Source organism: Pseudoalteromonas sp. T1lg75, assembly GCF_002964705.1.
Classification (GTDB): domain Bacteria; phylum Pseudomonadota; class Gammaproteobacteria; order Enterobacterales; family Alteromonadaceae; genus Pseudoalteromonas.
Window position 1 is genome coordinate 63,877 of record NZ_PQCD01000018.1, and the last position, 25,345, is coordinate 89,221.

Genomic DNA, 25,345 nt, shown 5'->3' on the forward strand with positions numbered 1-25,345 from the left:
TACCATAAGCCCATACTTTTGCCATTGGGACGCAATATGCAAGGCACACTAAAGAAAATGAAAACCCAGCTCGGTGATGAGCAGAACCCGGCGGTGCAATACCAGCTTCCCGTTGGCGACGAACTGTTACCACTGAACGACTTGATAGGCAAAACCCTGACCTTAACCTACAGCGGTAATATTTTCTGTTCCAGCTGCGGTAAAAAAACCAAAAAGAGCTACTCTCAGGGCCATTGTTTTGTCTGTATGCGCAAGCTTGCCAGCTGCGATATGTGCATTATGAAACCGGAAACCTGCCACTATGATCAAGGCACCTGCCGCGAGCCGCAATGGGGCGAAGAAAACTGCATGATCCCCCACTATGTGTATCTGGCGAACACCTCAGGGCTCAAGGTAGGCATCACCCGTCACACCCAGATCCCGACCCGCTGGATAGACCAGGGTGCCACGGCAGCCTTGCCTATTATCAGGGTGCAAACACGTCTGCAATCCGGTTTAGTGGAAGTCGCCCTGGCGGAGTTTATTGCCGATAAAACCAATTGGCGCAATATGCTTAAGGGCACTCAGGTTGATGTTGATCTACTCGCCGCGCGGAACGAACTCTTGCCGCAGATCCAGGCCAAACTGGATGAACTGGCCGAGCTGTTCGGTGCCACCGCGGTGGAAGTGCTGGATGAAAAGGTTGTCGAGATCACCTATCCGGTGGAAACCTACCCAAGCAAGATCAGCTCCTTTAATTTCGATAAAGAGCCAAAGGTAAGCGGCGTGCTCCTGGGAATTAAGGGCCAATACCTGATCTTTGATACCGGCGTTATCAACATTCGTAAATTTGGGGCGTACGAGGTTGAGGTAGACTATAGCGCTTAGCAAACTCCTCGCTACTGCAAGGCTTACCCAGTAAAAAGCCTTGCAGATAGTCACAATGCAATCGCTGTAAGAACTGGTGCTGACAAGGCTTTTCCACCCCTTCGGCCACCAGGGTTAGATTCAAGTTCTTGGCCATGGCCACTATAGCGCTAACGATTTCGCTGTTACCATATTCATCCGGCACCTTGGCGACAAAACTGGAGTCGATTTTCAACTTGTCGATGGGCAGCTTGGTTAAATAGCTCAACGCCGAATAACCGGTGCCAAAATCATCCAGGGCAATTTTTACGCCCAATAACTTCAGCTCCAACAGCACCTGTTTGGCTCGAGAAAACGACTGAATAAAGCTGCTTTCGGTGATCTCCAGCTCCAACTGGCTGGCATCGATTTGGTAACGGTCAATGGCCTCGCGCAAGGCTTTTACCAGGCCATCCTGACAAAAGTGCGCCGCCGAGATATTAATGGCCAGCCGCCCTTGCCAGCGCTTGTCTTGCTGCCACTGCGCCAGCAAGGCACAACTGCGATTGATCACCCAGCGGTCAATATGGGTAATTAACCCCAACTCCTCCGCCAAGGGAATAAACTGACTGGGAGAGATCATCCCCAATTGCGGGTCTTGCCAGCGGATAAGTGCTTCGGCACCGGCCAAATCCCCACCCTCGGCACGAAATATCGGCTGTAAATGCAGGGCAAATTCATTGTGCTCCAGCGCCTGTTTAATACGACTGGTCATGGTCAGACGCTCTAACGAGCGCGCATTCATGGTGGCCTTATAAGCTGATAGGAGTTACGCCCCAGGTCTTTGCAGCGATACATGGCTACATCCGCATGCTTAAGCAGGGTTTCCATTGAACCACCATCATCCGGGTACAGGGAAATACCGATGGAGGTGGTAACCGTGATGCTCTTTTGCGCCAATGAAAAGCTGGCATTAAATTGCGCCAGCACCGTCTCGGCGCAGCGGATCACCTCATCAAGGCTGTCTACCTCATTCAGCAACAGGGTAAATTCATCACCGCCCAAGCGCGCCAGGGTATCACCGCTGCGCACACAGTGCTGCAAACGCTGCGCCACCTGTTTTAGCAGCTCATCGCCTATGCTGTGCCCGAGGCTGTCGTTGACGCCCTTAAAATGATCCAGGTCGATAAACATCACGGCCAAACGTTGCTGTTGACGCTGACTATGGGCCAGGGCCACGCTCAAACGGTCTTTAAACAAGCGGCGATTGGGCAGCCCGGTTAAGTCGTCAAAATAAGCAAGCTTAGCAATCTTACGCTCCGCCGCCTTGCGCTCGGTAATATCGGTGAAGATGCCAGCATACACCAGGTTTTCATCGTCCTGCTCCTGAATGGCGATAATGGTCAACCATTCCACATAGGTATCACCATCCTTGCGACGGTTATGTATCTCACCCTGCCAGACGCCATCACGGGCCAGGGTCTGCCACATACTGTGATAAAAGGCTTCATCATGGTGCCCCGAGCTCAGCAGCTTGGGGGTTTTACCCACCACCTCCTCGGCGCTATACCCGGTCAAGCGGCTAAAGGCCGGGTTCACCTGCAAGATCACTCCGCTATGATCGGTGATCATGATGCCATCCAAGGAAGCGGCAATGATTTTATTGGCCAGATAGAGATCCTTTTTTGACGCCTGCAACGCTGAGTCGCGCTCTGCCAGCACCGCCCTCAGCTCGGTTAAATAGGCCGACTCAATCTCTGTGTTAATATGCTTTAAGGTCAACACCCCCAGCTCGCAGCGACTGTGGCTGTCGACTACCACCAGATGGCGAATGCGGTGCTGATGCAGTTTATGATAGGCACACAGCAGGGTGTCTTTGGGGGTCACCGTCACCAGTTCGGTACTGGCATATTGCCAGCAAGGCTGTTGCTTATCGCGGCACAGCAGCATATCGAGCACATCGGCGGCGGTGATAATGCCTAACTCCCCCCGGTGCTTAACCAACACCGCATGGGTGTTGGATTTAGCCATTTGCTGGGCTACCTGGGTCAGGGTACTGTCCCCCTGCACACAAGGCACATGGCGGTCAAAGTGCGTGCCGATGATTTTCAAATGAAGGTAATGCTCAAGGCCCTGGCTGTCGACGATATTTCCCAGGGACAACAAGCCGCTCGGCTGCTCATTTGGGTCGACTACCAGCAAATGACGAATGCCAAGGTTAGCGCACTTTAACGCCGCATCACTGAGTTTGTCCTCGCTGTCGATGCAATGAACCGGTGTAGACATCAGCTCACTGATAGGCTGGCGGGTATAACCCTGGTTTTGGGACTGCATACGCACACAATCGGACTCGGTCCAAATGCCCACCACCTTGTCGTGCTCACGCACGGCAATGGCGCTGACATTGTGTTGACGCATTAAGGCAACTACGGTTAATACATCCTGTGTTGGCGTACAAAAATAAAGCGGTGAGGTTCGTGCGTCCTTGACCCTGTAATCCCTTGTACTGAGTTGCATTGTTTATCCTGCTGATTGTAACATCACGATACTAATGAATACGGCTCTTACAGAGCTTGACCTAGGACAAAAAATGCCCAGTTTAGATTTCCCGGTGCTGGCCGTTGAATCAGACTTTATTACCCTGTGCCAGAATGCCAAAGAGCTTAAGGCCGCGGATAACGGCCAGCTGCTGTTTGTCCTCGATAGCCGTCATCACTACTTTGATGCCAAGGGTCAGCCCATAGACAGTCAATGGCCACTGCTGTGTACCGCCCTGCAAGATTATTTAAGCGCCGAAGGGCATTGCTGCGTGGCCAAATTACAGCTTCAGGATGAGAGTCAGATCTGGCCTTTGCTCGACGACTAAATAGGGGACGGGCTGTTATAGCCCTTCATAGGCTGCCAGTTGCCCCCGCAAATAGTGCTCAACACCGCGGGCCAGGGCCGATAAATGGTAACCCCCTTCTAAAAACGACACTATGCCCAGCACGCCATGAGCCTTGGCAAACTCGCCGATACGCTGACTGAACCAGGCGTAATCCTGCTCGACAAATTTGAGGGCCGCCATATCGTCTTCCAAGTGACCGTCGAAGCCGGCGGAGACAAAGATCAGTTGCGGGGCAAAATGAGTTAAGGCGGGTAGCCACTGACTTTCGACCAGGCGGCGCAAGTCATTGCCATCACTGGCCGGCGGCAGGGGCGACTGGATCAGATTTGACCGCTCTACCGGCTCGGGATTGGGATAGAGAGGGTTTTGGAACAAGGAGCACAGCAGTACATTGCGCTCATCGGCAAAGATGTTTTGGGTGCCATCGCCATGGTGCACGTCTATATCTAAAATAGCGATGCGCTGTATCCCCTGTTGCTGCGCGTAACGCACGGCGATGGCCAGGTTGTTGTAAACGCAAAAACCGGCGCTGTGCTCTCGGCTGGCATGATGGCCGGGCGGACGAACCGCACAAAAGCCGGCATCGATATGTCCTGCCAAAACCTCATCCACCGCCGTTAAGCCTGCCCCAACGGCCCGCTCTATGGCCTGCATGGACTCGGGACACAAGCGCGTATCGCCATCGAGGTCGGCATAACCAATATCCGGGATACATTGTTCTACCAGGGAAACCAACTGCTCCGAATGGACACTAAGAAAATCCTTACGCTCGGCCTTACGCGCCTGTAATTGCGCTATTTCCAAGTCCAGGCCACTGGCGAGTAGGCGGTCTTGAATAACATCAAGGCGAGCGGGCGAGTCGGGATGATCGCTGCCCATTTGGTGGCGGCGACAGGCGGGATGAGTGATAACGGCGATACGGGACATAGGCTGGCTACATTAAACACTTTAATCAACAGCTTAACAAAGTCGCAGTGCCTTGACCCTGCGACTTTGGTGTTAGCTCGCTAGTAGCTTGCGAGTAGCTCGCTATTAGCTGTGTTCCATGACTAGCGAGACAACTTTTTCGGGCGTAAATCCAGGTTACGGAAATCAAAGCTAAAATCGGTGACCTCAGTGGAGACGGCATGCATTTTGGCGCTGTGCACCTTGTTTTGCTCATCCAAAGTAAAGTGAATAAAGGCATCCGCTTCGAGCAGAGGTTCATCCCACTTAACAATAAAGCTGTTGCCGCTGTGATGCTGCAATTCACCCTTTAAGCGCTTGGTGTGAGTAAAATCGATACGCAGCTTGCCATCGAGTTGCTCGATCACCACATCACCATACCAGGCATCATGAAGAGTCCCGGTATAGTAGATAGGCGGTAAGGCGCTTTGGTAGTCCTCAACTAAGGCCGCCTTAGCATTGGCATAGGCCTGCTCCTTGCCTTTGAAGTGACGCTCGGCAAAACGCTCAACATAGTCTTTATCTTCAAGTTCCAGAGCTTGTTCAAAGATTTCCTCGGTCACCGCCGAGAGGGCCGCAAAAGCCTGCTGGTTTGACAGCACCACGACGCCTAGCTTTTTCTCCGGCAACAGGGAAACCTGCGACACCATACCGAGAATGCCACCACCGTGACCGACGCGTTTATAACCGTGGTAATCGACAATAGACCAACCTAAGCCATAGCCGCTGAACTGTTGTCGTGTGGCCGCAAAGGCCGCCTTGCTCACGGGGCGATTAATATGTGGCTGCCACATTTGCTGTTGTTGCTTAGCGCTAAACAGGGTCTCGCCATTGGCCATGACCCCGGCGTTAAGCTGGGTATTCAACCACAGGCTCATTTCCTTAACGTTAGAAGCAATGGCACCGGCACCGCGAAAATCTTCCAGGTAATTGACAAAGAATGGGTGGAGCTTGCCATTTAAAGGAATATGGCCGGTGGCATAGTTGTCGTTATCGTCATCGATACGGGAAAAACCGGCGCGCGACTGTTTCATGCCCAGAGGCGTTAGCATCTTTTGCTCGATAAAGTCCTGCCAGGACATGCCGCTGACGCGCGCAACCACCTCACCGGCGGTGACAAACATCAGGTTGTTGTAGGCATAGGTGCTGCGAAAGCTGGACTGAGGTTTCAGGTGTTGTAGACCTGCAATGATGTCGTCCACCGATTTGTCCGTGTCCGGCCAGATCATCAGATCACCCTGCCCCAGTCCTAAACCACTGCGATGACTAAGCAAGTCGCGAATCGTCATCTCACGCGTGGCGTAGGCGTCATACAGGCGAAACTCGGGAAGATGGTCTATTACCTTGTCATCCCAGCTTAACTTACCCTGGTCCACCAGCATGGCCAAGGCCGCGCTGGTAAAAGCCTTGGTATTTGAGGCGATGCCAAACAGGGTCTCCGCGGTCACCGGCTCTTTGCTGTCGAGATGACGTACACCAAAACCCTTGGCATATACCAGCTCCCCCTCGGCAACCACGGCCACGGCCATGCCTGGCACATCAAAACGAGCCATAGACTGCTCAATGGCGGCGGTAATTTTTTGTTCTTCGAGCTTGGCTTGCGCCGGGTTATTAAACCCCAGCAGCACGGCACTGCACAGCAGCAACGTTTTAAATTTCATTATTATTCCTTGTTGAGTTACTTCTAAATCCTGATCTTTCAGCAGCGCCTATTGCGCCCTAACTGCCACCCTTCTCGACTTGGTCGGCGTGGATCTGCATTTCCCGCAGGTGCCGCTCGCGATTGAGATCCTCAATGCTGGCTTGGCGGCCAATCTCGGCAATGTAGTGCTGTGGCAGGCTGGCCTCTTGGGCACCACGATACACATGCTGTAAATACCAATCGAACGGCAAGGCCACCTGATCCAGGGTGTTGGCAATATAACAGTAGGCCCGAACCTGCTCTTGCTGATCGACTAAGGTCACCTCAATATGCTCAACGTCATAGCGTGGCCCCTCAATTTGATGCAGGAACTCCTGCTGCTCAACATCGAGTAACCACACCACACCATACACGCTGGCGTCGCTATCGCGGTGAATGGTGTATTTCCCCGAGCCATCCAGGCTCAGCATATCAAAGCCCAGACGATAGCCTGGCAAGTGTGCCACTCCCACACGTTGTGCATCGGGCAAGCGCTCGCCAAGACGCTGTGCCGACATATTGGAACCGAAAGCAAAATAATATTGTGTCATAACAACACCACCTGAATCGCTAATACTATTAATACCACGCCGATAGCGCGGTCAAACCAGAACCCCTTGGCATTAAAAAAGCCGCGAACCTGCTGCTTAGAAAGCAACAGCGACAACAGAGAAAACCAGGCCCAGGTTGCCAAGGCCATATACAGACCATAGCCTAATTGCACCATTTTTGGCGTTTGTACCGATACTACTAGGGTAAAGAGCGAGAGAAAAAACAAGGTCGCCTTGGGGTTCAGGGCATTGGTTAAAAAGCCGCGTCTAAAGGCCACCAGCAAGTTCTGATGCAGCTGCGGTTGCGGCTGAGCCTGCTCAGACTCCCCCGTCGCTGGCTTGCTTCGTAGTGCCTGCACGCCTAAATAACCAAGGTAGAGAGCGGCCAGATATTTCAGCACCATAAACAAGGTCGGTGCCTGAGAGATCAACAAGGCAACACCGAGCAAACAATAAAAGATATGCACCAGAATCCCGGCGCCCACCCCGGCACTGGTAGCCAAACCGTTAGCGCGACCATAACTGACACTGTGTTTGAGTACCACGGCAAAGTCTGGGCCAGGGCTGGCAACGGCAAAAAAGTGGGCAATGGCGATGGCGGCGAACTCGGGCCAATAACTCATGCCTGCTCCTTAGTGAGCAGAGATAGCAACAAGGGATCGGGGCTGGTTTGTGCCAGCGCCTGCAATGTTTTTGTCGCCTTCTTAAAATAGCTACGCAGGTGTCCTTTTAGATGCGCTGCCCCCTTGTCGATGCCCTTAATATGACAAAACAGCGCCAACAGAAACACCTGTTGCTGCTCGGACAGCTCACTGGAGCGATTCGCGTAGGGGTTATAACACTTGCCGCACCCACCGCGGAATTGATACACGGTGTTACTCAGCATAACCCCAAAGCCAAAGAAGCTGGCCAGCACTTCGGTGGCGGCATCCACATATTGCTCACCGCCGGGTGGCAAGTGACCGCCTTGATAAATCATGACCCGCGCCATCCCTTGTGCAAAGCTGGCGATCAGATCCTGTGGCTGATTGATCTGTTGCGGGTTATAGGACAGCTGCACCTGGCCATCGTCACTGACTAATTGAGCCTGTGGGCCGCGTAAACAATTCGCAAACTCCATACGCGGGAAGCGCTGCGGCTGACTGAGTTCGGGAGCGACCAATACCAGAGGCCACTTTTCAAGACCAGCGTACTGTTTTACCTGGGTAAAAACCTGCTCCGCCATTTGCGCCACACTGTGACTCTGACCGGCGAAAAACGCATTGGTGGGCAGCACCAATTGCGTGTGCTGGCGAAAATAATCACCATCGAAATGCTCATAGGCCCATAAAAAGGTATCCAAGAGCCATTGCTGCTCTTGCTCTTGAAGTAACGGCGAAGGTTTTAACCAGCTCAACATAGTCATTTTAATTGCAACTTAAGTTCTTACCTGCAAGCATACCAACTCAGTTAAAAAATAACAGCCGGGTGCGATAACACACGCTCGGTGAACAAGGCGCCAAGGCTTCGCTCTATGGGCTTTGCTGAGAGAAACTGGCATTTTTATAAAAATGTGCTAAACCAGTTTAGTACTCACTGGCGCTACTTATGTAATGTTAACGAGTTTTACCATGCCCCATATCATCATAGAACATTCCGAAGACCTGCCGGTGTTACCACAAGTATTAGTGGACAAGGTGCACCAGGCCACCTATGCCAGCGGCCTATTCGAACTCGCGACCATCAAAACCCGCGCCATTGCCTACCAACATTATGAATTGGGCGATGGTAAGGATGGCTTTATCCATATATGTGCCTACATTATGGCCGGGCGCACTCGGGAGCAAAAGCAGCAACTCAGTAGTCAATTACTGGAATGTTTGCGCACCTACTGCCGCCGTTCAGATTGTTTAAGCGTGGATGTGCGTGATTTAGATCCAGAGATCTATATGAAGTGCTAAGCGCCGGGAATCTGTGTCTCGGTGCTGTAAAGTCGCTGCGCATTAGCACAGGCCAACGCACTAAAATGAGGTAACTCCATGGCTTGGTAACCCTGCCACAGCTCTTCGTAGCTCGTATTGAATAAACAGAGGGGGAAATTGCTGGCGAGCATGACACGCCGGTATCCCAATTGTGATATGGCCGTGCGAATCACCTTTTGCTGCCAGTTTACATCACCATCCGGGTAAGTAATTTCCCAGCCGCAACATTTAAGATAGATATTGTCGCATGCGGCACACAGGATTAGGCCTGCCACCCAGGCATCCCAGGTGTCTGGTGTCACCAAGCCGGCATGATTGATCACTATATTCAGCCTTGGGTTGGCCTTGGCATGGGCCACCACAGCCGCCGCTAGCTCGGGCTCGCACAGGCTGAACTGGGCCTCAAAAAGTAAGCCTTGCGTGGCAAGGTGAGCGAGGTTTTGGCCAACATTTGGGCTTAACAGCCGTTTACCCTCGGACTCTTCGGTGATATCACGAATGCCGCGCAATAAGGGGAATTTTAACAGCTCCAAAGAAACGGCAAATTGCTCAGGTGCTTGGTCTATGGCCGCATAACTGATTGCCGGCCCCTGGAAGTCTTGCTCTTGCAACCAACTTAACTCCCTGCCGGGATGCTGGTTATCGAAGCCAGCCTCAATATGGGCCACGCCCTTGAGTACCCAGCCATCACCGAGTATCAAGTCAGCCCTAGAGAAGTCACGCTGGATACAGCGCTTTTGTGGCCAAAACGGCGGTCCCTGTTGTTTAAGCCAATAATAATCCCCGCGGGCATAAGCAAAAAAATGCACATGGGGATCAAACACAGGCAGTGCCAAGGGCTGTGCCGAAGGCGTTGCCGCTAGGGAAGCCACGGCCTCATTACTGCGCCGTATAGCCACCGTCGATCACTTGCAGCGAACCTGTAATAAAGCTGGCGTCCTCACTGACCAAAAACGCCACCAGATTGGCCACATCTTCCGGCTGTCCTAAACGGCCAAGGGGTTGCAAAGCCGACTCTTCGGCCACCACAGCATCCTTATCGGCACCGGTATTGGCACAGTAGTTATCGATTGCACTGTGGAATAATGGCGTTTCTATGGTACCCGGACACACGGCATTAGCACGAATGCCAAATTCGGCGTAATCCAGTGCCGTGGTTTTCGCCATGGAAGCGAGTGCCGCTTTCGACAGGTTATAGGCGAAGGAGTTGCGTTTACCCACCAAGGCCTGATCGGAAGAAATATATACGATAGCCCCGCGCTGGGCGTCACGCATCAGCGGTAACACGGATTGCGTAGCGGCAAAGGCACCTTTAATATTCAGGGCAATCACCTCATCGAGCATGGCCTCTGAGGTTTGTTCTATGTTGGCACTGCGATGGATACCGGCGTTGCAGACCAAGACATCTACCCGCTCTTCGCGCTCACAGATATCCGCAATCACCCGCTGTACACTGGCCACATCGCGAACGTCACAGTGGCGATACTCGCCCTGATCGGACGTAACAATATCCAGGTTGTAAACTCGATATCCTTGGTTTACCAGCTTTTCTACAATGGCCAGACCAATTCCCTTGCTGCCACCCGTTACAATAGCGACTTCACTCATATTCATTTACGCCTTGATGTACATATCAGCTAATACTAGCATCAGCGCTAAATAAAAATATAGGATTAAAAATAATGACTTTTCGTCTTGATATGAAAGTGCGTGACTACGAATGCGATTTGCAAGGGATAGTTAATAACAGCGTGTACTTCAACTACTTAGAACACGCCCGCCATGAGTACCTGCTAGCACAGGATGTAGACTTTGTGGCCCTGGCCAAAGAGGGCATTAACCTGGTGGTGGTACGCAGCGAAATGGATTACAAGGCCTCACTGGTGCCGGGCGATGAGTTCTATGTCAGCGTCGAGATGGTGCGCGAAAGCCGCCTCAAGTTTGCCTTCATCCAAAACGTGCATCGAAGCCGTGATGACAAACTGGCGTTAAAGGCCAAGGTTATCGGCACCTCGGTTAACGCCGATGGGCGCCCCTTCTTGCCCGAGCAATTAGAGCGTTTATTTACGGCTTAGGGCTTACTGGTTAGGCGCAGCGCCAAGAATAAAAGTAAGTGTATGAGTCCCTGTTAAGGTCAGGGTCTCATTTTCCATTTGCAGCAAAGGCGACGATTTTAAGGTACTCAGTAAAGCTTGCTCGTTACTCTGAGCCTCTCCCTCACAGACCCGATAGGTCATTCCCAAACCACTCACCTGCAGTCTTTGCTCTTCCACCGCGGTGCTGGCGAAAAAATCATTGCAACCAGTGTGGCCATTTAACTGCAGCGCATCGATAAAGCCAACATAGGTGTTATCGGTGGCAACCGCTTGACCATCTATGCTGGTTAAATACCAATGTTGAAATTTCAGGGCATCGGCCGTGTGCTGGTCGTTTGCGGCACACGCCGTCAATCCACTTAGTAACGCCGCCGCTAATATTAAATTTTTTCTCACCTTTGCGACCTTAGACTCGCAGCTACTTATAAGTTCCAATGCTAAAGCAAAGACCGCCAATTTGCACCGCAAAGACCGCAAGAAAGTGCTAGAAACCATAACTTTTAACTTCCTTTTTACACCCACATACGCTTTAGTATAGAGTTAGTAACAGAGCACCTAAAAAATGGATTTCATTATGACGACCCAGCTTATTAAACCTTTACTTATTAGCGCCTTGAGCGCCTCACTGCTCGCCTGTGGCGGAGGTAGTGGTAATGATGGCAGCGACGGCGGCACTTCTTCCGGCTGGACTCCAGGCGTCTTTGCATCGTCGAGTCAATTTAAAGGGCAATGTAATGCCCTCGACGAGAAAAACTGGCTACGCTCTTGGAGCAATGAAACCTATTTATGGTATGACGAAATCACCGATCGCGATCCCGCTTCCATTGTTGGTGTTATCGATTACTTTCACACCTTAAAAACCGAAGAGAAAACCGCATCTGGTGCGGAAAAAGATAAGTATCACTACGCAATTCCCACAGATGAATGGCAACAACAACAAAGCGGTGCTGGAATAAACTATGGCTTTAATTTCAAACTGCTCCGCAGTGCTCCGCCACGCGAAGTAGTAGTCAGTTATACCGAGCCAGGCACCCCTGCCAGTGCAGCAGGTGTTAGACGCGGCTGGGAAATCGTCGCCGTTAATGGCGTCGACATGATCAACAGCAATGATGTAGATGCCCTAAACAATGCCCTATTCCCGAGTTCTAAGGGCGTCCAGACCGACTTCACCTTTAAATTGATCGGTTCAAACGAGGAGCGCAACATCACCCTGACCACGAGCGATTTTGTGCGAGATCCGGTGATGAATGTGAGCACCATAGCCACCAATACTGGTAATGTCGGCTATCTACAATTTAATTCACACAACGATCCTGCCGAGCGCCAGCTGTATGATGCCTTTAATCAAATGTTAGGTAGCAACATCAGCGATCTGGTAATCGACATGCGCTACAACGGTGGCGGGTATTTAGCCATGGCCGCGCAGCTGGGCTATATGGTCGCGGGAGCATATAATACGGACGGCCTAGTTTTTGAAAAAACCATTTTCAATGACAAACACCCGACCATCAACCCGGTAACAGGCCAAGAGATAAAACCCTATCTCTTTATCGACGAATATCTGGGCTTTGAACCTGATTCTGGCGTAAGCGAAGGCACCAAGTTGCCCAGCCTCAACCTGGAGCGCGTCTTTATTCTATCATCTAGCAACACCTGCTCGGCCAGTGAGGCGCTAATCAATGGCCTACGTGGCATTCCTCTGGCGCGCGGCTTTGAAGTAGTGCTCATTGGCGGTAAAACCTGTGGTAAGCCCTACGGTTTCTATCCTACAGATAACTGTGACACCACCTTCTTCACCATTCAGTTTACCGGTGAAAACCATGCCGGTGAAGGGGAATATGGCGAAGGGTTTGCACCTGAAAACTTCACCGACCCTGAGTTCAGCCCAGTACCAGTTACTGGTTGTGCGGTGGCCGATGACTTCACCCACCAACTGGGGGATAAAAGCGAAGCTATGTTAGCGGCGGCGCTGAGCTATCGTGCCACAGGCTTGTGCCCTACGCCAAGTACAGCAGCAGGCTTAAAGGGCTATGCGGTGCAAAGCTCAGCCTCAGAGATGGGACTTAGCATTGGCGATAACCGCGTGCAGACCCAGATGCAGAACAACCGGGTGCTGACGCCCTTACCTAAGGAGTTAAACTAATGCGTAAGTTTTTGCTTCACAGCCTGCTGGCGGCGCTTACACTGGCCACCAGCAGTGGCTGTAACAGCACGGTCAATCAAGACGAGTTGCGCCCGGCATTACTGACCGAGCCTAGCCAACAAGAGGTAGCCACCCTGGTCGCGCAGGCCTTGAATACCCAAGGAGTGAAGGTGCGCGAAGATGTGTTTATGCAAAAAAGCTCCTTGGTACTCGAGTCGCCGCCCTTTACCGATGCGCAGGGTAACCCCCTGATGGGTAAGCAACTTGAGATGCCACAGCGCTTTATGCTGCTCACCGATGGTCAGCTGTGTTATTTGCAGCATCTTAATAGTGAGCAGCTCCTGCCCGCACCGACTCTTTCTTGTCGTTAATAAAAAAAAGCGCCGGCTAATACCGGCGCTTTTTTCTTACCCATTTTTGAATATCTATTTTATCTCTACCCGAGCCGAGCGCATCACCACCTCATCGTTAAGCTCGATACCAATACCCGGCTCCTCGCTCACCTTAAACTTACCCTTAACCGGCTGTGGGTCTTGGATACACAGCTCGCGGTTCCATTTTTTAATGGCATAGGTGTGATGTTCATGAATTAAGAAGTTAGGGATCGCCGTCTCCAGGTGCAGGGACGCCGCGGTCGCCACCGGCCCACCACAAACATGAGCCTGAATACGTACATCGAAAATATCGGCGTAATCGCACACCTTTTTGGTTTCGGTAAACCCACCACACAGGCCGATATCCGGCTGCAACACGTCGATGCTCTGATCTTCCAGATACGGGCGTACCCCCCAACGGTTATACAAGCGCTCGCCACCGGCAATGGGCACGGCGACCTTGTCCGCCACCTTGGCATGCAAGGAATGATTCAGGTAATTCACCGGCTCTTCGTAATACATACAGTCGAACTCTTCGGCAATTTCACCAATTTGAATCGCCGATGTGGCGCCGGGCAGACTGTGACATTCAAAGATAATATCAACTTCGTCACCTACGGCCTCGCGGATGGCTTGCATGCGCGCACGATACAGCTTCATTTCCGCACGGGAAATTATCTTGGTGCGATCATAATAGGTGTTGCCGTGCTTATCATACTGAATGGGGTCCACCTTCACTGCATCATAGCCCTCGGCCACGGCTTTAAGTGCCGCCTCGGCATACTCTTGCGGCTGCACCAGGGCTTTAAATTCGCTGTCCCAGTCAAATTGCAGCTGTGATGCATAGGTGCGCAGCTCATCGTTCACCTTACCGCCGAGCAATTGATACACAGGCAGGCCTAGCGCCTTGCCCTTGATATCCCACAGCGCCGTATCTATGGCACTCATGGCGGCATACACTACGGGACCACCGCCCAATCCCCAGAAGCTTTCACGCAACATGCGCGACCACAGCAGCTCGGTTTGAAACGGGTCATGGCCGATCAAAAAGGCCTCGGCCATTTCCTTAATCATGGCCGCCGCGGCACTGTGGCCGAGATCATAAGCCAACCCAGCCTCGCCAACACCGCTAATGCCCTCATCGGTGTGAATACGAACAAACACGGGCGTCCACGCCGGGCGATCTGGGCAGTGAATGTCGAAAACTTCAACGCGATTAACTTTCATATTCTTTCCTTCTTATTCGGCAAAGCCAGGGTCCAGGCGATAGGCCTTACGCAGCATGGCCGGCCAGGCCTTTTGCCCACCGGTGCTGCCACTGTGTACCACGTTGGCCTGATGATAAATATTGTCGATAATGGCTTGAGGAACCCGCACCGGGTTCTGCTTCATGCTTTGTATGGCCACCTGAATCTCACAGGCGCGTTGCAAATCATAAAAGCGCATAAAGGCATCACCCACAGTTGGCCCCACGGTTAATCCCCCATGATTCACCAGCAGCATATGATTGGTATTACCTAGGTCGCGTTGCAAACGGGCTTTTTCATCCTCGTTAACCGCTAACCCCTCATACTCGTGATACGACAAAGATGGCAGGGAAAACATCGAGTGCTGTGAATAGGCTTGTAGTCCGCCTTCGACGCTGGCCACGGCGATAGTTTCCTTGGTGTGCAGGTGGATCACGCAGTGGGCATCATCGCGCACTTCATGAATGGCGCTGTGGATGGTAAAACCGGCGGGATTAATCTCATGCGGGGTCTCATCTAAAACCTCCCCTTTGAGATTTACCTTCACCAGATTCGAGGCCGTCACTTCGTCAAAGCTTAGACCAAAGGCATTGACCAGGTACTCGTCTGTACCGGGAATGCGCGCCGACATATGGGTGTAAATTAAATCGCCCCAACGCATATGCTCGACCAGCCTGTAACAGGCGGCCAGATCAACGCGCAAACGCCACTCTTGTTCACTGACCTTATCTTTGAGATTTAATTTAGGTAACTGGGGGATCTGGGTCATGCACCACTCCACACGCTTAATAGATGTATAGAAGTCTAAACACTTATAGACCGCCATTCAACAAAAAACCACCGCAGAGTAAACTCATACGGTGGTTTTTTTGATACGGATCGCGAGCGTTATTTAACGCTGGCTAGGTACTCGGCAATAGCTGCAAATTCTTCGTCAGAAACATTGGCTACCATGGCTTTCATCGCCATTGACATACCATTTGAGCGAGCACCAGACTTGATGTCTTTCATTTGCGCCACTAGGTATTCTTTGTTTTGGCCAGCCAGCTTAGGATAAAGCGCCATAATGGGTGCGTTGCCATCTGCACCGTGACAGGTGTGGCAGTTTTTCTCTGTGTATAACGCCTTGCCGTCTGCTGCTTGTGCATTCATCGCCATCGCAGACATTGCAATCGCACCGGCTCCCATAAGTACTTTAGTGATCTTTTTCATAATATTTACTCTTATAATTGACGGTAAAACAAGAGGGGATCCCCCCTCATTAGCAATGAGTGTAGACCCTTGTTCTTTACTGTAGCAACTAAGAATTAACAGACACTGAGCATCCAACAATCAAAAATAGCGTGTTACCACATCAGATCATCAGGAACTTCGTAGCCTGCGTAAGGATCGTCCTCATCGACATCTTTATCATCGTTTTCAACATGGAAAACAATATATTTTTCATCTACTTCAGCAATTTTACGTGCTGGCTCATCCTGCAATACGTAAAACTTTCCTTCAAGTACACAAATGGCTAATCGGCCACCGGCCAGGGCTTTTTGCGTTTGCGCATTCACCTCAATTTCCTTGACCTTGTTTTCATAGGTAAAGTTAAAGGTCAATGGGCCGCGAATTTCGTCCTGGTTGTGATGCTCTAAAATCTGCTTCACACGGGCAACCTGTTCACGCTCTTTCAGCTCTTCCTGACGCTGCTCATTTAGCTGCGCCGCCTTCTCTTGCTGTGCCTTTTTGGTTTGCTCGATATGCTTTTGCAAATCACTTTGATCGCTAGTGGCACCTTTTTTCTTCTTTTTCTTTTGTGCTTTGCGCTTTTCTGTTTTTGCCACCTTTGCCTTATGCTCGGTGGTTAAGCCTGCTTTTAGCAGCTGATCTTGTAAAGAACCCATAATTGTCACTTATTACCAACAAAACGAATTAAGCTTATTCTATACCAATTGCATCAAAATTTTGACCACCGAGAAAGAATATTGCACCTAGGTGACAACGCGGTGACGGTAACATGAGCGAATAGTGCAGGCTTTGATTAATCGCAAGCTTTCCCCCTACCCTTGGCGCTATGATACACTCCCTCGCGCCTGATCTTCGACGTCCCTTATTATGTCCTATTGGTTATTGCTGTGTTGCTCCGTGGTGATATTTTTTGTGCTTTATGCCGTGCAGCCCCTGCTTGCATTGTTTGCTCAGCAATACCAGGTGAGCCCGGCCACTGCCGGCTCGCTGATGACCTTGACCATGCTGCCTTTAGCCATTGCGCCCTTGTTTTATGGCGTCTTGCTTAACCGCCGGAACCTCTATCGCGTGCTGCAATGGGTGATGCTGGTGCTGGCCTTTAGCAATGCCTTGGTGCCCCTGTGCACCGAGTTTTGGCAGTTACAGTCGCTGCGTTTATTGCAAGGCCTGGCTCTTCCTGCGGCACTCACGGCCATGACCGCCAGCATTGCTCTGCGCTTTAAGGGCGAAGATATCAACGCCAAGATGAGCGGCTATATTGGCAGCACCATTGCCGGCGGCTTTTTAGGTCGCGCTTTGGCGGCAAGCTTTGCCGAATACCTCAACTGGCAGAGCTTCTTTTGGCTGAACTCCCTGCTGTTACTGGTGCTGGCACTGCTGATTCGCGCTAAGTCCGACCCTGTCTCTCAGGCCCACACGCCATGGCGGGGCAATATAAAGGCGCTGGCCTCGATGCGTATTATCAGCCTCTACGGGGCGGTGTTTTGTATGTTCTTTTGTTTTGCCGCACTGCTGAACTACCTCCCCTTTATACTGCGCAGCACCTATGCCATGAGCAGTACAAAAAACATTGGTTTGGTATATAGCGGCTATTTGCTTGGCGCCCTGGCAACGCTGCTCACTCCCTATTTGCACAAGCGCTGTAACAACGTGTTTGCCTTGCTCGGCGGCGTGTTTTTATTCTATTGCGCCACCATAGCAATGATGTTTTACCAGCATTTACCCGTGTTTTTAATCGCCTTTACCTGTTTCTGCGCCGCCATGTTTATTATTCATGCCAGTGCGGCTCCGCTGGTGAATCGCCTTAGCAGTGCCAGCGCCAGCCTCACCAATGGCGTGTATGTGTCGTTTTACTACAGCGGCGGCGCCTTAGGTTCATTTCTACCTGGGTTGCTTTACCAGGAATATGGTGAATATGCGTTTTTGAGCTGTCTGTTGTTGGTGTGCTTAGTGGGCTATGGCTTGATTGTGCTACCGCAACGTTTGGCAACGGGAAGTACCAAGGGCTGACGTTGCCAATGCGCAAACAGGGCCTTGAGTCCAGCCTTTGGCAGCAACCAGGTCTGTTCGTTATCAAAGGGGTGGCAATGGTATAGGGTGTCGTCTTGGGGATCGCCTTCGGTCTCGCCGGAAGGATCGGACCAAATAGCCTCATCCAGCCACAACTCCACCTCTTGCTCTGGATCATTCATCAGCGCCAGCATGGACACACACCCTGGACGCACTCCCAGGTAGCGTAGCAGCCGCTCATCGGAGGCAAAACCCAAACGGGAAACTTGTTGCGCCTTCGACAGCGCCTTTAAATCCACCAGCGCATCATGGGCGGTGATCAGCAAAAAGTGACGACGGCCGTAATTGTCGCGCAAAAACAGGTTCTTCAAACGCATGCCGGGACGATGTAAGGCGATCTCATCGGCTGCACGAGCGGTGGCCAGCGGCGGGTGGGTCACCTTTTCACAGTCGATATTCAGCCGTGACAACAACGCGGCAAGCTCTTCGATGCTGGCTGCCATCACAAACAAACACCACGTAATTGCACGCTAAAATCGCGCCATAACACTTCATTGATTTCGTAGGCATCGGGGCAGTACTTGCGCTCTTTGAGCTCTTTTTTAAGTGCCGCCGCCGCCTCATCTTCGAGTTGTAATTTAAGCACACGGGACTCATCGAAGTGTTCTTGCTCGATATAGCGTTTTAACTGCTGGCGACTAATGGGCTTGCTGGAGTCCAAAGCCGCCCGTTTATTGGCTTTAACTGTCATGACATAGGCAAATATCTTACGTCCCTGATCATCAGTCTTGGCGTAAAAATCTTGACTATGTACTTCATATTGACGCTCATCCGGGGCGGAAGAGCAACCCAGTAACAAGGCGGTAAATAACAAAAGAGACAGAGCGCTTTTCATAACTTCGGCTGTTTTTCTTATACTTACTGGCTACTGTAACAAAGCCCGAAAATTTTTGGTCGATTTATCGCGATTTTTTCTGCTCCATGCTTGACCGGGAGTCCATAATTTATAAAATAATCTGCGTTCCTTCGGGAACTCACCTAAGAAGTGGGGCTATAGCTCAGCTGGGAGAGCGCCTGCCTTGCACGCAGGAGGTCAGCAGTTCGATCCTGCTTAGCTCCACCATTTCTTTCTATATCTAATTTATTGGTAGCATCCCTGCGACCACCCAGCTCGGTATCCTTACCTCACGTTCAAAACTAAAAAAGCAGTGCTTTTTTCGGGCGTTTTTCACCCTGCTTAGCTCCACCACTTTCTTACTAAATACCTTTTAAGTAAACCAGGCATCCAAGCCCATCCCCCAGCTCGGTATCCTTACCTCGCGTTCAAAACTAAAAAAGCAGTGCTTTTTTCGGGCGTTTTTCACCCTGCTTAGCTCCACCACTTTCTTACTAAATACCTTTTAAGTAAACCAGGCATCCAAGCCCATCCCTAGCTAATTATCCCCCTAGATTAGCCCTTAGTCGCATTTGCATGAAAATGCCTGATACCTTCATATCTCTGCCTTAAATGCCATGATATGCTTGCAAAAAAGTCAGCCGTGCCATTATGAATTCCCATAAGCAAAGCCTCATTTATCTGCATATTGCGGTCCTCTTATTTGGTGGCACCGCCTTGTTTGCCAAGTTGATCCATCTCTCGGCCTTAGATATTACCGTCTATCGCACCGCGGTGGCCGCGGGTGCCCTGGCTCTGCTGCTTGGCTTTCAGGGTCAGCGCATACGTTTAAATAGCCGTAAAGATTATGCCATTGCCCTGGGCTTGGGCATGATTGTTGGTATCCATTGGGTTACCTACTTTGCTGGCATGCAACTGGCGGGGATCACCATAGGCATCATCGCGTTTTTCAGTTATCCGGTACTCACTGTTTTAATAGAACCCTTGTTTCATCGCCAGTGGCCAAACGCCAAGGATATAGTCAGCGCCTTAGTTGTTAGTATGGGCATTTATCTCCTGGTGCCCGAAGCGGATCTAGGCAACGATGTCACCCTAGGTATTGTTACCGGGGTCTTTTCGGCGCTGTGCTTTGCCCTGCGCAATATTTTTCAAAAGCGTTATTTCACTCATTACAGCGGCCCGCAGACCATGTTTTACCAAACCCTGGTGGCGGCGCTGATGCTGTGCGCCTTTGTCGAAGTGCCGGTGGCGGCTATCCCCGAGCGCGACCTTGCCCTGTTGCTCCTGGTGGCCGTGGTCTTTACCGCTGCACCCCATGCCCTATTTGCCGCCTCATTAAGGGGGCTCAGCGCCACCACCGCAGGTCTTATCTCCTGTTTACAACCCTTGTATGCGACGATTTTGGCGTTTATGCTGCTGCAAGAGCGCCCAGATATGGCGACATTAATCGGCGGCCTGATGATAGTCAGCGCCGCTCTATTTGAAACCTGGTCAGTCTCGAGGCAACCCAAATGAAGGTTTTTGCACACCGCGGAGCCAGCGGCAATTATCCTGAAAATACAGAAATCGCTATTAACTCGGCGTTAGACGTAGGCGTTGATGGCATTGAGGTCGACCTACAAAGTTGTTTAGATGACTACGTCATCATTCACGATTCCTGGTTAGACAGAACCACTTCGGGGCAAGGCAAGGTCAATGCCACCCCGTTTAGCGCCATTCAACAAGTGGATGCCGGGCAAGGGCAAAAAGTGCCGGGACTGCAAGACGTGATCAACTGGGTGGGCAACAAGACCCTGTTAAACTTAGAGTTAAAGCATACCTTCTCTCTGGATAAGCTAGTCAGCACCTTGGAGCACAATGTTGCGCAAGGCCGGCTCAATCGCGAGCAACTTATTGTCTCTTCTTTTGATCACCATCAACTACTTTGGTTGAAGCAGAACCTGCCCTGGGTCAAAATTGGCGCATTAACATCGTCTATTCCTTTGGGCTACGCCGAATTTGCGCAGCGCTTAAATGCCTACAGCCTACATTTGGACAAAAACTTTGTTAATCATCAGTTTGTCGCCGATGCCAAGGCGCGGGGGCTGGAGGTCTATGCCTACACGGTAGATAAGGATGAAGACATTTTAACCATGCAGGCACTCGGGGTAGATGGCGTCTTTACTAATTATCCACGCCACACCAAGCAACTATTGGCGCAACAAAGAGACGCCCAAGAGGGAACCGCTTAGCCAGACTTTACGTCATTGCGCACTATAGTTTTCCTGCTCCCGGCCGATAAGAATCTAAGCGATTTTATTTCGCCAACCCTGGGCAGGAAATATCCGCTCTACAGGCACATGGAGCAGCATTTAATGAGTCGGTTTATGCGCATTTACAACTATATTGAACAAACCTTTTTTTACACCCTGACACGCAAGATTGTTGGTAACCTCAGCTTTTTGCTGCTGTTACAACTGCTCAGCCTATTTTGGCTTTATCAGGCGCTGGCGGCGAGCGGCCAAGGACTGGGGCTATTTATTGTGCTCACCTTGGTCATTCTTAGCGGCTTTGTCTTCACCATTTTCTATATGCGCCATCTCATGGTCCGTCCGGTGCAGGCAATGCGCGACACCCTGATCCAAATAAACAGCCAGGACGCCACCCTCAATGCCCGACTGCCGCAATTTACCTTTGACGAATTTCGCGAACTCAGTGAGCAATATAATCAGTTTGTGCATCACCTCGGCGAGTTGCTTACCAGCACTTACCATGGCGCGGCTCAGGCCGCTAACAGCAACCAGCAAGTTAATCTGTCGATGCAAAACACCGCCGAACTCGGCGCCCAACAACTGCAATTTAGCAATGATATTGCCGCCGGCACCGCTCAGGTTACGCAAAGCCTGGAGCAGATAGTCGCCAGCACGGACGCGGTGTTTTATGCCAACAGCGATAATTTAAGTTTTGTGCAGGGGTCGTCTCAAGAGCTCGGTCAACTGGTGGCAAAAATCCAGCAAATCACTCAGCTCTTGGCGCGCTTTTCCGATACCGTAACCGGGTTAAAAGAGAATTCGGAAAACATTCGCAATATCCTTAAGATGGTCGAAGGTTTTGCCGACCAAACCAACTTACTGGCGCTGAATGCCGCCATTGAGGCCGCTCGAGCCGGAGAAGCCGGTCGCGGCTTTGCCGTGGTTGCCGACGAGGTCAGAAGCCTGTCGCTTAAAGTCAGCAACGCAACTGGGCAGATCAGTGATTTTATCAACCAAATGAACAGCCTGGTGGCCGATACCAGCGAAGAGTCGCTGTTGCTGATAGACCACTCCTCACAAGCAGAACACGCCATCAATAGCACCGCCAATGGTTTTAGTCAGTTGGTCAGCGACTTCGAACAAAATCAACGCCAACTGCAAGAGATAGTCGCCGCGGTACATGAGCTGGAGCAGAGCCAGGCACATACGCAAAAATCGGTGGAGCATATCAGTTTGCTGGGACAAGACGCCAAAACGCAAATAGATCAGGCCGCGGAGCAATGTGCCCACTCCGAGCATTTAACTAGAAGTACCCAAAGCGACTTACAGCGCTTTGTCAGCTAAGCTTTGTCAGCCGAGTCGCAACCCGCATAAAAAAAGCCGCTCTTAAGCGGCTTTTTACATTACAGACCCGGTTTAATCGCGCACCTGGCCGATGCCATTTACCAGGTATTTTTCCGTGGTAAGTGACTCCAGTCCCATAGGGCCGTAGGCATGCAACTTGGTGGTGGCAATGCCTATTTCGGCGCCTAATCCCAACTGCGAACCATCGGAGAAGCGTGATGACGCATTCACCATGACCACAGAAGCATCTACACTGCGCTGGAACAGCGCTGCCGTTTGCTCGTTTTGGGTGCAGATCACCTCGGTGTGAAAGCTGCCGAAACGATCGATATGCGCCACGGCGGCGTTAAAGTCTTCTACCATGCGCACGGCGATTTCTAAATCCAGGTATTCTTCACCGAATTCGTCTTCATTGATGACCTTGGCACCGTCAAAATACTGCGCGGCCTGGCTATCGGCGTTAATACGAACACCTTTTTCGGCCAACGCCTTGGCGGCAATAGGCAAGAATTGCGGGGCAATATCCTGATGCACCACCAGCCCTTCCAAGGCATTACATACACCGGTGCGTTGCGTTTTACCGTTTAACAGCAGATTTAGGGCAATATCCAGGTCGGCATCTTTATCCACATACAGGTGGCACACGCCCTTAAAATGCTGGATCACCGGAATAGTGCTGTTTTCGGTGACAAAATTAATCAGGCCTTCACCGCCGCGAGGGATGATAAGGTCGATTGTCTCGCGCTGGCGCATCAGCTCCATCAGCAGGCCACGGTCCGGATCCGGGATCACCGAGATCAGCGCCGTTGGCAAATTATGCTGTGCCAGCACCTGATGCAGTACCTCGGCGATAGCCATACTCGAAGCCAAGGCTTCTTTACCACCGCGCAGAATAACCGCGTTGCCGGATTTAAAACACAGGGCACCGGCATCGGCGGTGACATTGGGACGCGCCTCATAGATCATGCAGATAACCCCAAGCGGCACCCGCATTTTATTAATTTTTATGCCATTGGGGCGCTCGCCCAACGAGCGTAACTGACCCACAGGATCGTCTAGCTCGGCAATGGTCTCTATGCCAACAGCCATATCTTCAATACGCTCATCGGTCAGGGTCAGACGGTCAACCATGGCCGGGGCCAGGTTATTGTCTCGGGCCTGGGCAAGGTCTTGCTCGTTACGTGTTTTGATCTGCTCTTTATTGTCACGCAGTGCCTTGGCCATGTCGCGTAATACGGCATTTTTACTCTCGGTATCAAGCAAGGCCAGTACCTTGGCGGCCTTGGCTGCTTGGACGGAAATATCCTTTACTAAACTCATGATTTCTCCAATACTGCGATGTCTTCATCTGAAATAATCGGGCCGATTGAATCCTGCACCTCATCGCTGAATTCTGTGCTTTCGTTCTCGGCTATAAAGTTCAACAAACAACTACTGTAGTTGGCCTTGGCCTTGGCGAGCCTAGTACCATCGTCGCTACGCACTAAAATGGTGTCGCCTACCGCAAACTCGCCCCTCACCTCGACTATTTCATGGGGATTAAGCTGCTCGCTGTTTTTATCCAAGGGCTCAGAAAAACTCCCTTCAATCACCACCTCGCCCTGCTCGCTGGCGGTATGAGTGCGCCAATGAATTGCTTCCTGCATTGGCTTTTCGTAAGGCTTGAAGATAGTACCCGGATTCTCCCCATCAAGTAAACGATTAAAAGTTTGCTCCTTAAAACCATTTAGAATGAAGGTGGTGATCCCGTGCGACGTCGCCTTCTCTGCTGCTTCGATTTTGGTTTTCATGCCACCGGTACCCACGGCACTTGTGGCACACCCAGCCATGGCATAAATCGACTCATCGATCTTGCCTATCTCGGGCAACAACACCGCATCGCTGTGCAAATTCGGGTTTTTGTCGAATAAACCATCAACATCGGAGCAAATCATCAAGGCATCGGCATCGGCGGCCCCCGCAACCATGGCGGAAAGGTTATCGTTATCGCCCACTTTTAGATCGTCCGTGGTCACGGTGTCGTTCTCATTAATAATGGGCAGCACACCATGATCAAGCAGGGTAAAGATGGTCTCGCGAATACTTTTATAACGCTCACGGTCACGCAAGTCACCATGGGTTAGTAATATTTGCGCCGACGGGAAGTCGAAAAATCGGTCCCAGGTCGCCATCATCTCGGTTTGTCCAGCCGCGGCCATGGCTTTTTTCATGGCCACAGAACGGGCTTTGTCGGCCGGAAACAGATGCGAGCCGGCAGCCACCGAGCCGGAAGAGACTAAGATCACCTCAATACCTTGCGCACGGCAACGAACGATGAACTGCGCAATACTGAGCAGGTAGCGGGAGCTGCAACCATTTTGCTCCGGCGCAATTAAGGCGCTACCCACTTTGAGTACGATACGTTGCCATTTAAAATTTTGCATGTGCTTCGAATTCCTTACCAACAGTTATAAGCCAGCTCATAGCGTCGCCTGTCGCCTTGCGATAGCACGAACTGGAAAAAGGCCTAATTTAAATATATTAAAAAGCCACTATGGAGCGGGCCGTGATTAACTAGGGTTGGCCAGCACAGCGACTGACGCATAAGGCTTAGCCACAACCCAAGGGAGTTAAGAAAAAGCACTAACAGTTGTGGTTTTGCCTGCTCAATTCTGAGCAAAACCACAATTAATTAGCACTCTAATATTTTGTCTACGAACGTTATTATGCGGATCTGCAGTTAAATATCAAGGATTACTGGGCTATAGAGAACATAAAACCCATTTATAATACGTATTTTCAAGGCAAAAAATCGCTAGATGAAAGTCAAAAAACCAACAAAAAGATTAGACGTGATATTAATTTCGAGACCAAAGCCCAATATTGGGATATGGGTGCACGCGGCGTAGGGATTTTACCTAGCCGACATTGTCATCAACGCTC

28 protein-coding genes and 1 tRNA gene are annotated in these 25,345 nt (G+C 51.1%); 11 read left to right on the top strand and 18 right to left on the bottom strand.

Features of this window, described 5'->3' with window-relative positions:
• Positions 1-36 precede the first annotated feature (36 nt).
• Complete coding sequence (locus C2M36_RS04855; RefSeq protein ID WP_105253953.1) at positions 37-867, top strand: DUF2797 domain-containing protein; 831 nt, start codon at positions 37-39, stop codon at positions 865-867.
• Here the strand turns inward: C2M36_RS04855 and C2M36_RS04860 are convergent.
• Complete coding sequence (locus tag C2M36_RS04860; RefSeq protein ID WP_105253954.1) at positions 815-1,630, bottom strand: putative bifunctional diguanylate cyclase/phosphodiesterase; 816 nt, start codon at positions 1,628-1,630, stop codon at positions 815-817. The two genes, C2M36_RS04855 and C2M36_RS04860, sit on opposite strands and share 53 nt — an antisense overlap.
• On the bottom strand, positions 1,627-3,342 hold the full coding sequence (locus C2M36_RS04865) for a diguanylate cyclase domain-containing protein (RefSeq protein WP_105253955.1): 1,716 nt from the start codon (positions 3,340-3,342) through the stop codon (positions 1,627-1,629). The genes C2M36_RS04860 and C2M36_RS04865 overlap by 4 nt, the downstream gene beginning before the upstream one ends.
• Before the next feature lie 73 nt (positions 3,343-3,415).
• Here C2M36_RS04865 and C2M36_RS04870 point away from each other — a divergent pair, with 73 nt between their 5' ends.
• Entirely contained in the window at positions 3,416-3,691 is a 276-nt protein-coding gene (locus C2M36_RS04870) for a hypothetical protein (protein WP_105253956.1), read from the top strand.
• A gap of 15 nt (positions 3,692-3,706) precedes the next feature.
• On the opposite strand, the gene C2M36_RS04875 is transcribed toward C2M36_RS04870, so the two are convergent.
• From C2M36_RS04875 to C2M36_RS04895, 5 genes are all read right to left on the bottom strand, one after another.
• Entirely contained in the window at positions 3,707-4,639 is a 933-nt protein-coding gene (locus tag C2M36_RS04875) for a histone deacetylase family protein (protein ID WP_105253957.1), read from the bottom strand.
• Positions 4,640-4,761: 122 nt separating this feature from the next.
• Entirely contained in the window at positions 4,762-6,318 is a 1,557-nt protein-coding gene (locus C2M36_RS04880; protein WP_105253958.1) for a serine hydrolase, read from the bottom strand.
• Between the two features lie 58 nt (positions 6,319-6,376).
• Positions 6,377-6,889, bottom strand: a complete 513-nt coding sequence (locus C2M36_RS04885) for a gamma-glutamylcyclotransferase family protein (protein ID WP_105253959.1) — start codon at positions 6,887-6,889, stop codon at positions 6,377-6,379.
• Positions 6,886-7,512: a LysE family transporter gene (locus C2M36_RS04890; protein ID WP_105253960.1), complete on the bottom strand. Its 627-nt coding sequence runs from the start codon at positions 7,510-7,512 to the stop codon at positions 6,886-6,888. The genes C2M36_RS04885 and C2M36_RS04890 overlap by 4 nt, the downstream gene beginning before the upstream one ends.
• The gene (locus C2M36_RS04895) at positions 7,509-8,288 is read right to left on the bottom strand and encodes a hypothetical protein (protein WP_105254007.1); all 780 of its coding nucleotides are present in this window, start codon (positions 8,286-8,288) and stop codon (positions 7,509-7,511) included. Before C2M36_RS04895 ends, C2M36_RS04890 begins: the two co-directional genes overlap by 4 nt.
• A gap of 211 nt (positions 8,289-8,499) precedes the next feature.
• Between C2M36_RS04895 and C2M36_RS04900 the strand changes: the two genes are divergently transcribed.
• The gene (locus C2M36_RS04900; protein ID WP_105254008.1) at positions 8,500-8,829 is read left to right on the top strand and encodes a 5-carboxymethyl-2-hydroxymuconate Delta-isomerase; all 330 of its coding nucleotides are present in this window, start codon (positions 8,500-8,502) and stop codon (positions 8,827-8,829) included.
• Here the strand turns inward: C2M36_RS04900 and C2M36_RS04905 are convergent.
• Together C2M36_RS04905 and C2M36_RS04910 are read right to left on the bottom strand one after the other, a co-directional pair.
• Entirely contained in the window at positions 8,826-9,749 is a 924-nt protein-coding gene (locus C2M36_RS04905; protein WP_105253961.1) for an amidohydrolase family protein, read from the bottom strand. The genes C2M36_RS04900 and C2M36_RS04905 overlap by 4 nt on opposite strands.
• A complete protein-coding gene (locus C2M36_RS04910) occupies positions 9,730-10,458 on the bottom strand; it encodes an SDR family NAD(P)-dependent oxidoreductase (protein WP_105253962.1) in 729 nt (242 codons plus the stop codon). Before C2M36_RS04910 ends, C2M36_RS04905 begins: the two co-directional genes overlap by 20 nt.
• Positions 10,459-10,532: 74 nt before the next feature.
• Here C2M36_RS04910 and C2M36_RS04915 point away from each other — a divergent pair, with 74 nt between their 5' ends.
• Complete coding sequence (locus tag C2M36_RS04915) at positions 10,533-10,925, top strand: acyl-CoA thioesterase (RefSeq protein WP_105253963.1); 393 nt, start codon at positions 10,533-10,535, stop codon at positions 10,923-10,925.
• Between the two features lie 3 nt (positions 10,926-10,928).
• On the opposite strand, the gene C2M36_RS04920 is transcribed toward C2M36_RS04915, so the two are convergent.
• Complete coding sequence (locus tag C2M36_RS04920; RefSeq protein ID WP_158678858.1) at positions 10,929-11,342, bottom strand: META domain-containing protein; 414 nt, start codon at positions 11,340-11,342, stop codon at positions 10,929-10,931.
• Positions 11,343-11,520: 178 nt separating this feature from the next.
• Here C2M36_RS04920 and C2M36_RS04925 point away from each other — a divergent pair, with 178 nt between their 5' ends.
• Positions 11,521-13,089, top strand: a complete 1,569-nt coding sequence (locus C2M36_RS04925) for a S41 family peptidase (protein ID WP_234399088.1) — start codon at positions 11,521-11,523, stop codon at positions 13,087-13,089.
• The gene (locus C2M36_RS04930) at positions 13,089-13,460 is read left to right on the top strand and encodes a hypothetical protein (RefSeq protein ID WP_105253966.1); all 372 of its coding nucleotides are present in this window, start codon (positions 13,089-13,091) and stop codon (positions 13,458-13,460) included. The genes C2M36_RS04925 and C2M36_RS04930 overlap by 1 nt, the downstream gene beginning before the upstream one ends.
• A gap of 54 nt (positions 13,461-13,514) precedes the next feature.
• Here the strand turns inward: C2M36_RS04930 and C2M36_RS04935 are convergent, their stop codons facing one another.
• From C2M36_RS04935 to C2M36_RS04950, 4 genes are all read right to left on the bottom strand, one after another.
• The gene (locus C2M36_RS04935; RefSeq protein WP_105253967.1) at positions 13,515-14,690 is read right to left on the bottom strand and encodes a mandelate racemase/muconate lactonizing enzyme family protein; all 1,176 of its coding nucleotides are present in this window, start codon (positions 14,688-14,690) and stop codon (positions 13,515-13,517) included.
• Between the two features lie 12 nt (positions 14,691-14,702).
• Positions 14,703-15,470 carry a class II aldolase/adducin family protein gene (locus tag C2M36_RS04940; RefSeq protein ID WP_105254009.1) on the bottom strand — a complete coding sequence of 256 codons (768 nt, stop codon included), beginning with the start codon at positions 15,468-15,470 and terminating at the stop codon, positions 14,703-14,705.
• A gap of 128 nt (positions 15,471-15,598) precedes the next feature.
• On the bottom strand, positions 15,599-15,898 hold the full coding sequence (locus C2M36_RS04945; protein WP_442792640.1) for a c-type cytochrome: 300 nt from the start codon (positions 15,896-15,898) through the stop codon (positions 15,599-15,601).
• A 158-nt stretch (positions 15,899-16,056) separates the two neighbouring features.
• A complete protein-coding gene (locus tag C2M36_RS04950) occupies positions 16,057-16,599 on the bottom strand; it encodes a DUF2058 domain-containing protein (RefSeq protein ID WP_105253969.1) in 543 nt (180 codons plus the stop codon).
• A gap of 211 nt (positions 16,600-16,810) precedes the next feature.
• Here C2M36_RS04950 and C2M36_RS04955 point away from each other — a divergent pair, with 211 nt between their 5' ends.
• On the top strand, positions 16,811-17,953 hold the full coding sequence (locus tag C2M36_RS04955) for an MFS transporter (RefSeq protein ID WP_105253970.1): 1,143 nt from the start codon (positions 16,811-16,813) through the stop codon (positions 17,951-17,953).
• On the opposite strand, the gene C2M36_RS04960 is transcribed toward C2M36_RS04955, so the two are convergent.
• Together C2M36_RS04960 and C2M36_RS04965 are read right to left on the bottom strand one after the other, a co-directional pair.
• Entirely contained in the window at positions 17,899-18,456 is a 558-nt protein-coding gene (locus C2M36_RS04960; RefSeq protein ID WP_105253971.1) for a prolyl-tRNA synthetase associated domain-containing protein, read from the bottom strand. The two genes, C2M36_RS04955 and C2M36_RS04960, sit on opposite strands and share 55 nt — an antisense overlap.
• Entirely contained in the window at positions 18,456-18,848 is a 393-nt protein-coding gene (locus C2M36_RS04965; protein WP_105253972.1) for a hypothetical protein, read from the bottom strand. Before C2M36_RS04965 ends, C2M36_RS04960 begins: the two co-directional genes overlap by 1 nt.
• A 152-nt stretch (positions 18,849-19,000) precedes the next feature.
• Between C2M36_RS04965 and C2M36_RS04970 the strand changes: the two genes are divergently transcribed.
• The 4 genes from C2M36_RS04970 (at position 19,001) to C2M36_RS04985 (ending at position 22,423) form a co-directional block, all read left to right on the top strand.
• Positions 19,001-19,076: transfer RNA gene (locus C2M36_RS04970), tRNA-Ala, on the top strand.
• Positions 19,077-19,499: 423 nt separating this feature from the next.
• Entirely contained in the window at positions 19,500-20,363 is an 864-nt protein-coding gene (locus C2M36_RS04975) for a DMT family transporter (RefSeq protein WP_105253973.1), read from the top strand.
• On the top strand, positions 20,360-21,079 hold the full coding sequence (locus tag C2M36_RS04980; protein WP_105253974.1) for a glycerophosphodiester phosphodiesterase: 720 nt from the start codon (positions 20,360-20,362) through the stop codon (positions 21,077-21,079). The genes C2M36_RS04975 and C2M36_RS04980 overlap by 4 nt, the downstream gene beginning before the upstream one ends.
• 123 nt (positions 21,080-21,202) lie before the next feature.
• Positions 21,203-22,423: a methyl-accepting chemotaxis protein gene (locus C2M36_RS04985; protein WP_234399090.1), complete on the top strand. Its 1,221-nt coding sequence runs from the start codon at positions 21,203-21,205 to the stop codon at positions 22,421-22,423.
• Between the two features lie 72 nt (positions 22,424-22,495).
• Here the strand turns inward: C2M36_RS04985 and C2M36_RS04990 are convergent, their stop codons facing one another.
• Together C2M36_RS04990 and proB are read right to left on the bottom strand one after the other, a co-directional pair.
• A complete protein-coding gene (locus tag C2M36_RS04990; protein ID WP_105253975.1) occupies positions 22,496-23,743 on the bottom strand; it encodes a glutamate-5-semialdehyde dehydrogenase in 1,248 nt (415 codons plus the stop codon).
• Positions 23,740-24,846, bottom strand: coding sequence for a glutamate 5-kinase (proB, locus tag C2M36_RS04995; RefSeq protein ID WP_105253976.1), 1,107 nt, complete (start codon positions 24,844-24,846; stop codon positions 23,740-23,742). The genes C2M36_RS04990 and proB overlap by 4 nt, the downstream gene beginning before the upstream one ends.
• Between the last annotated feature and the right edge of the window lie 499 nt (positions 24,847-25,345).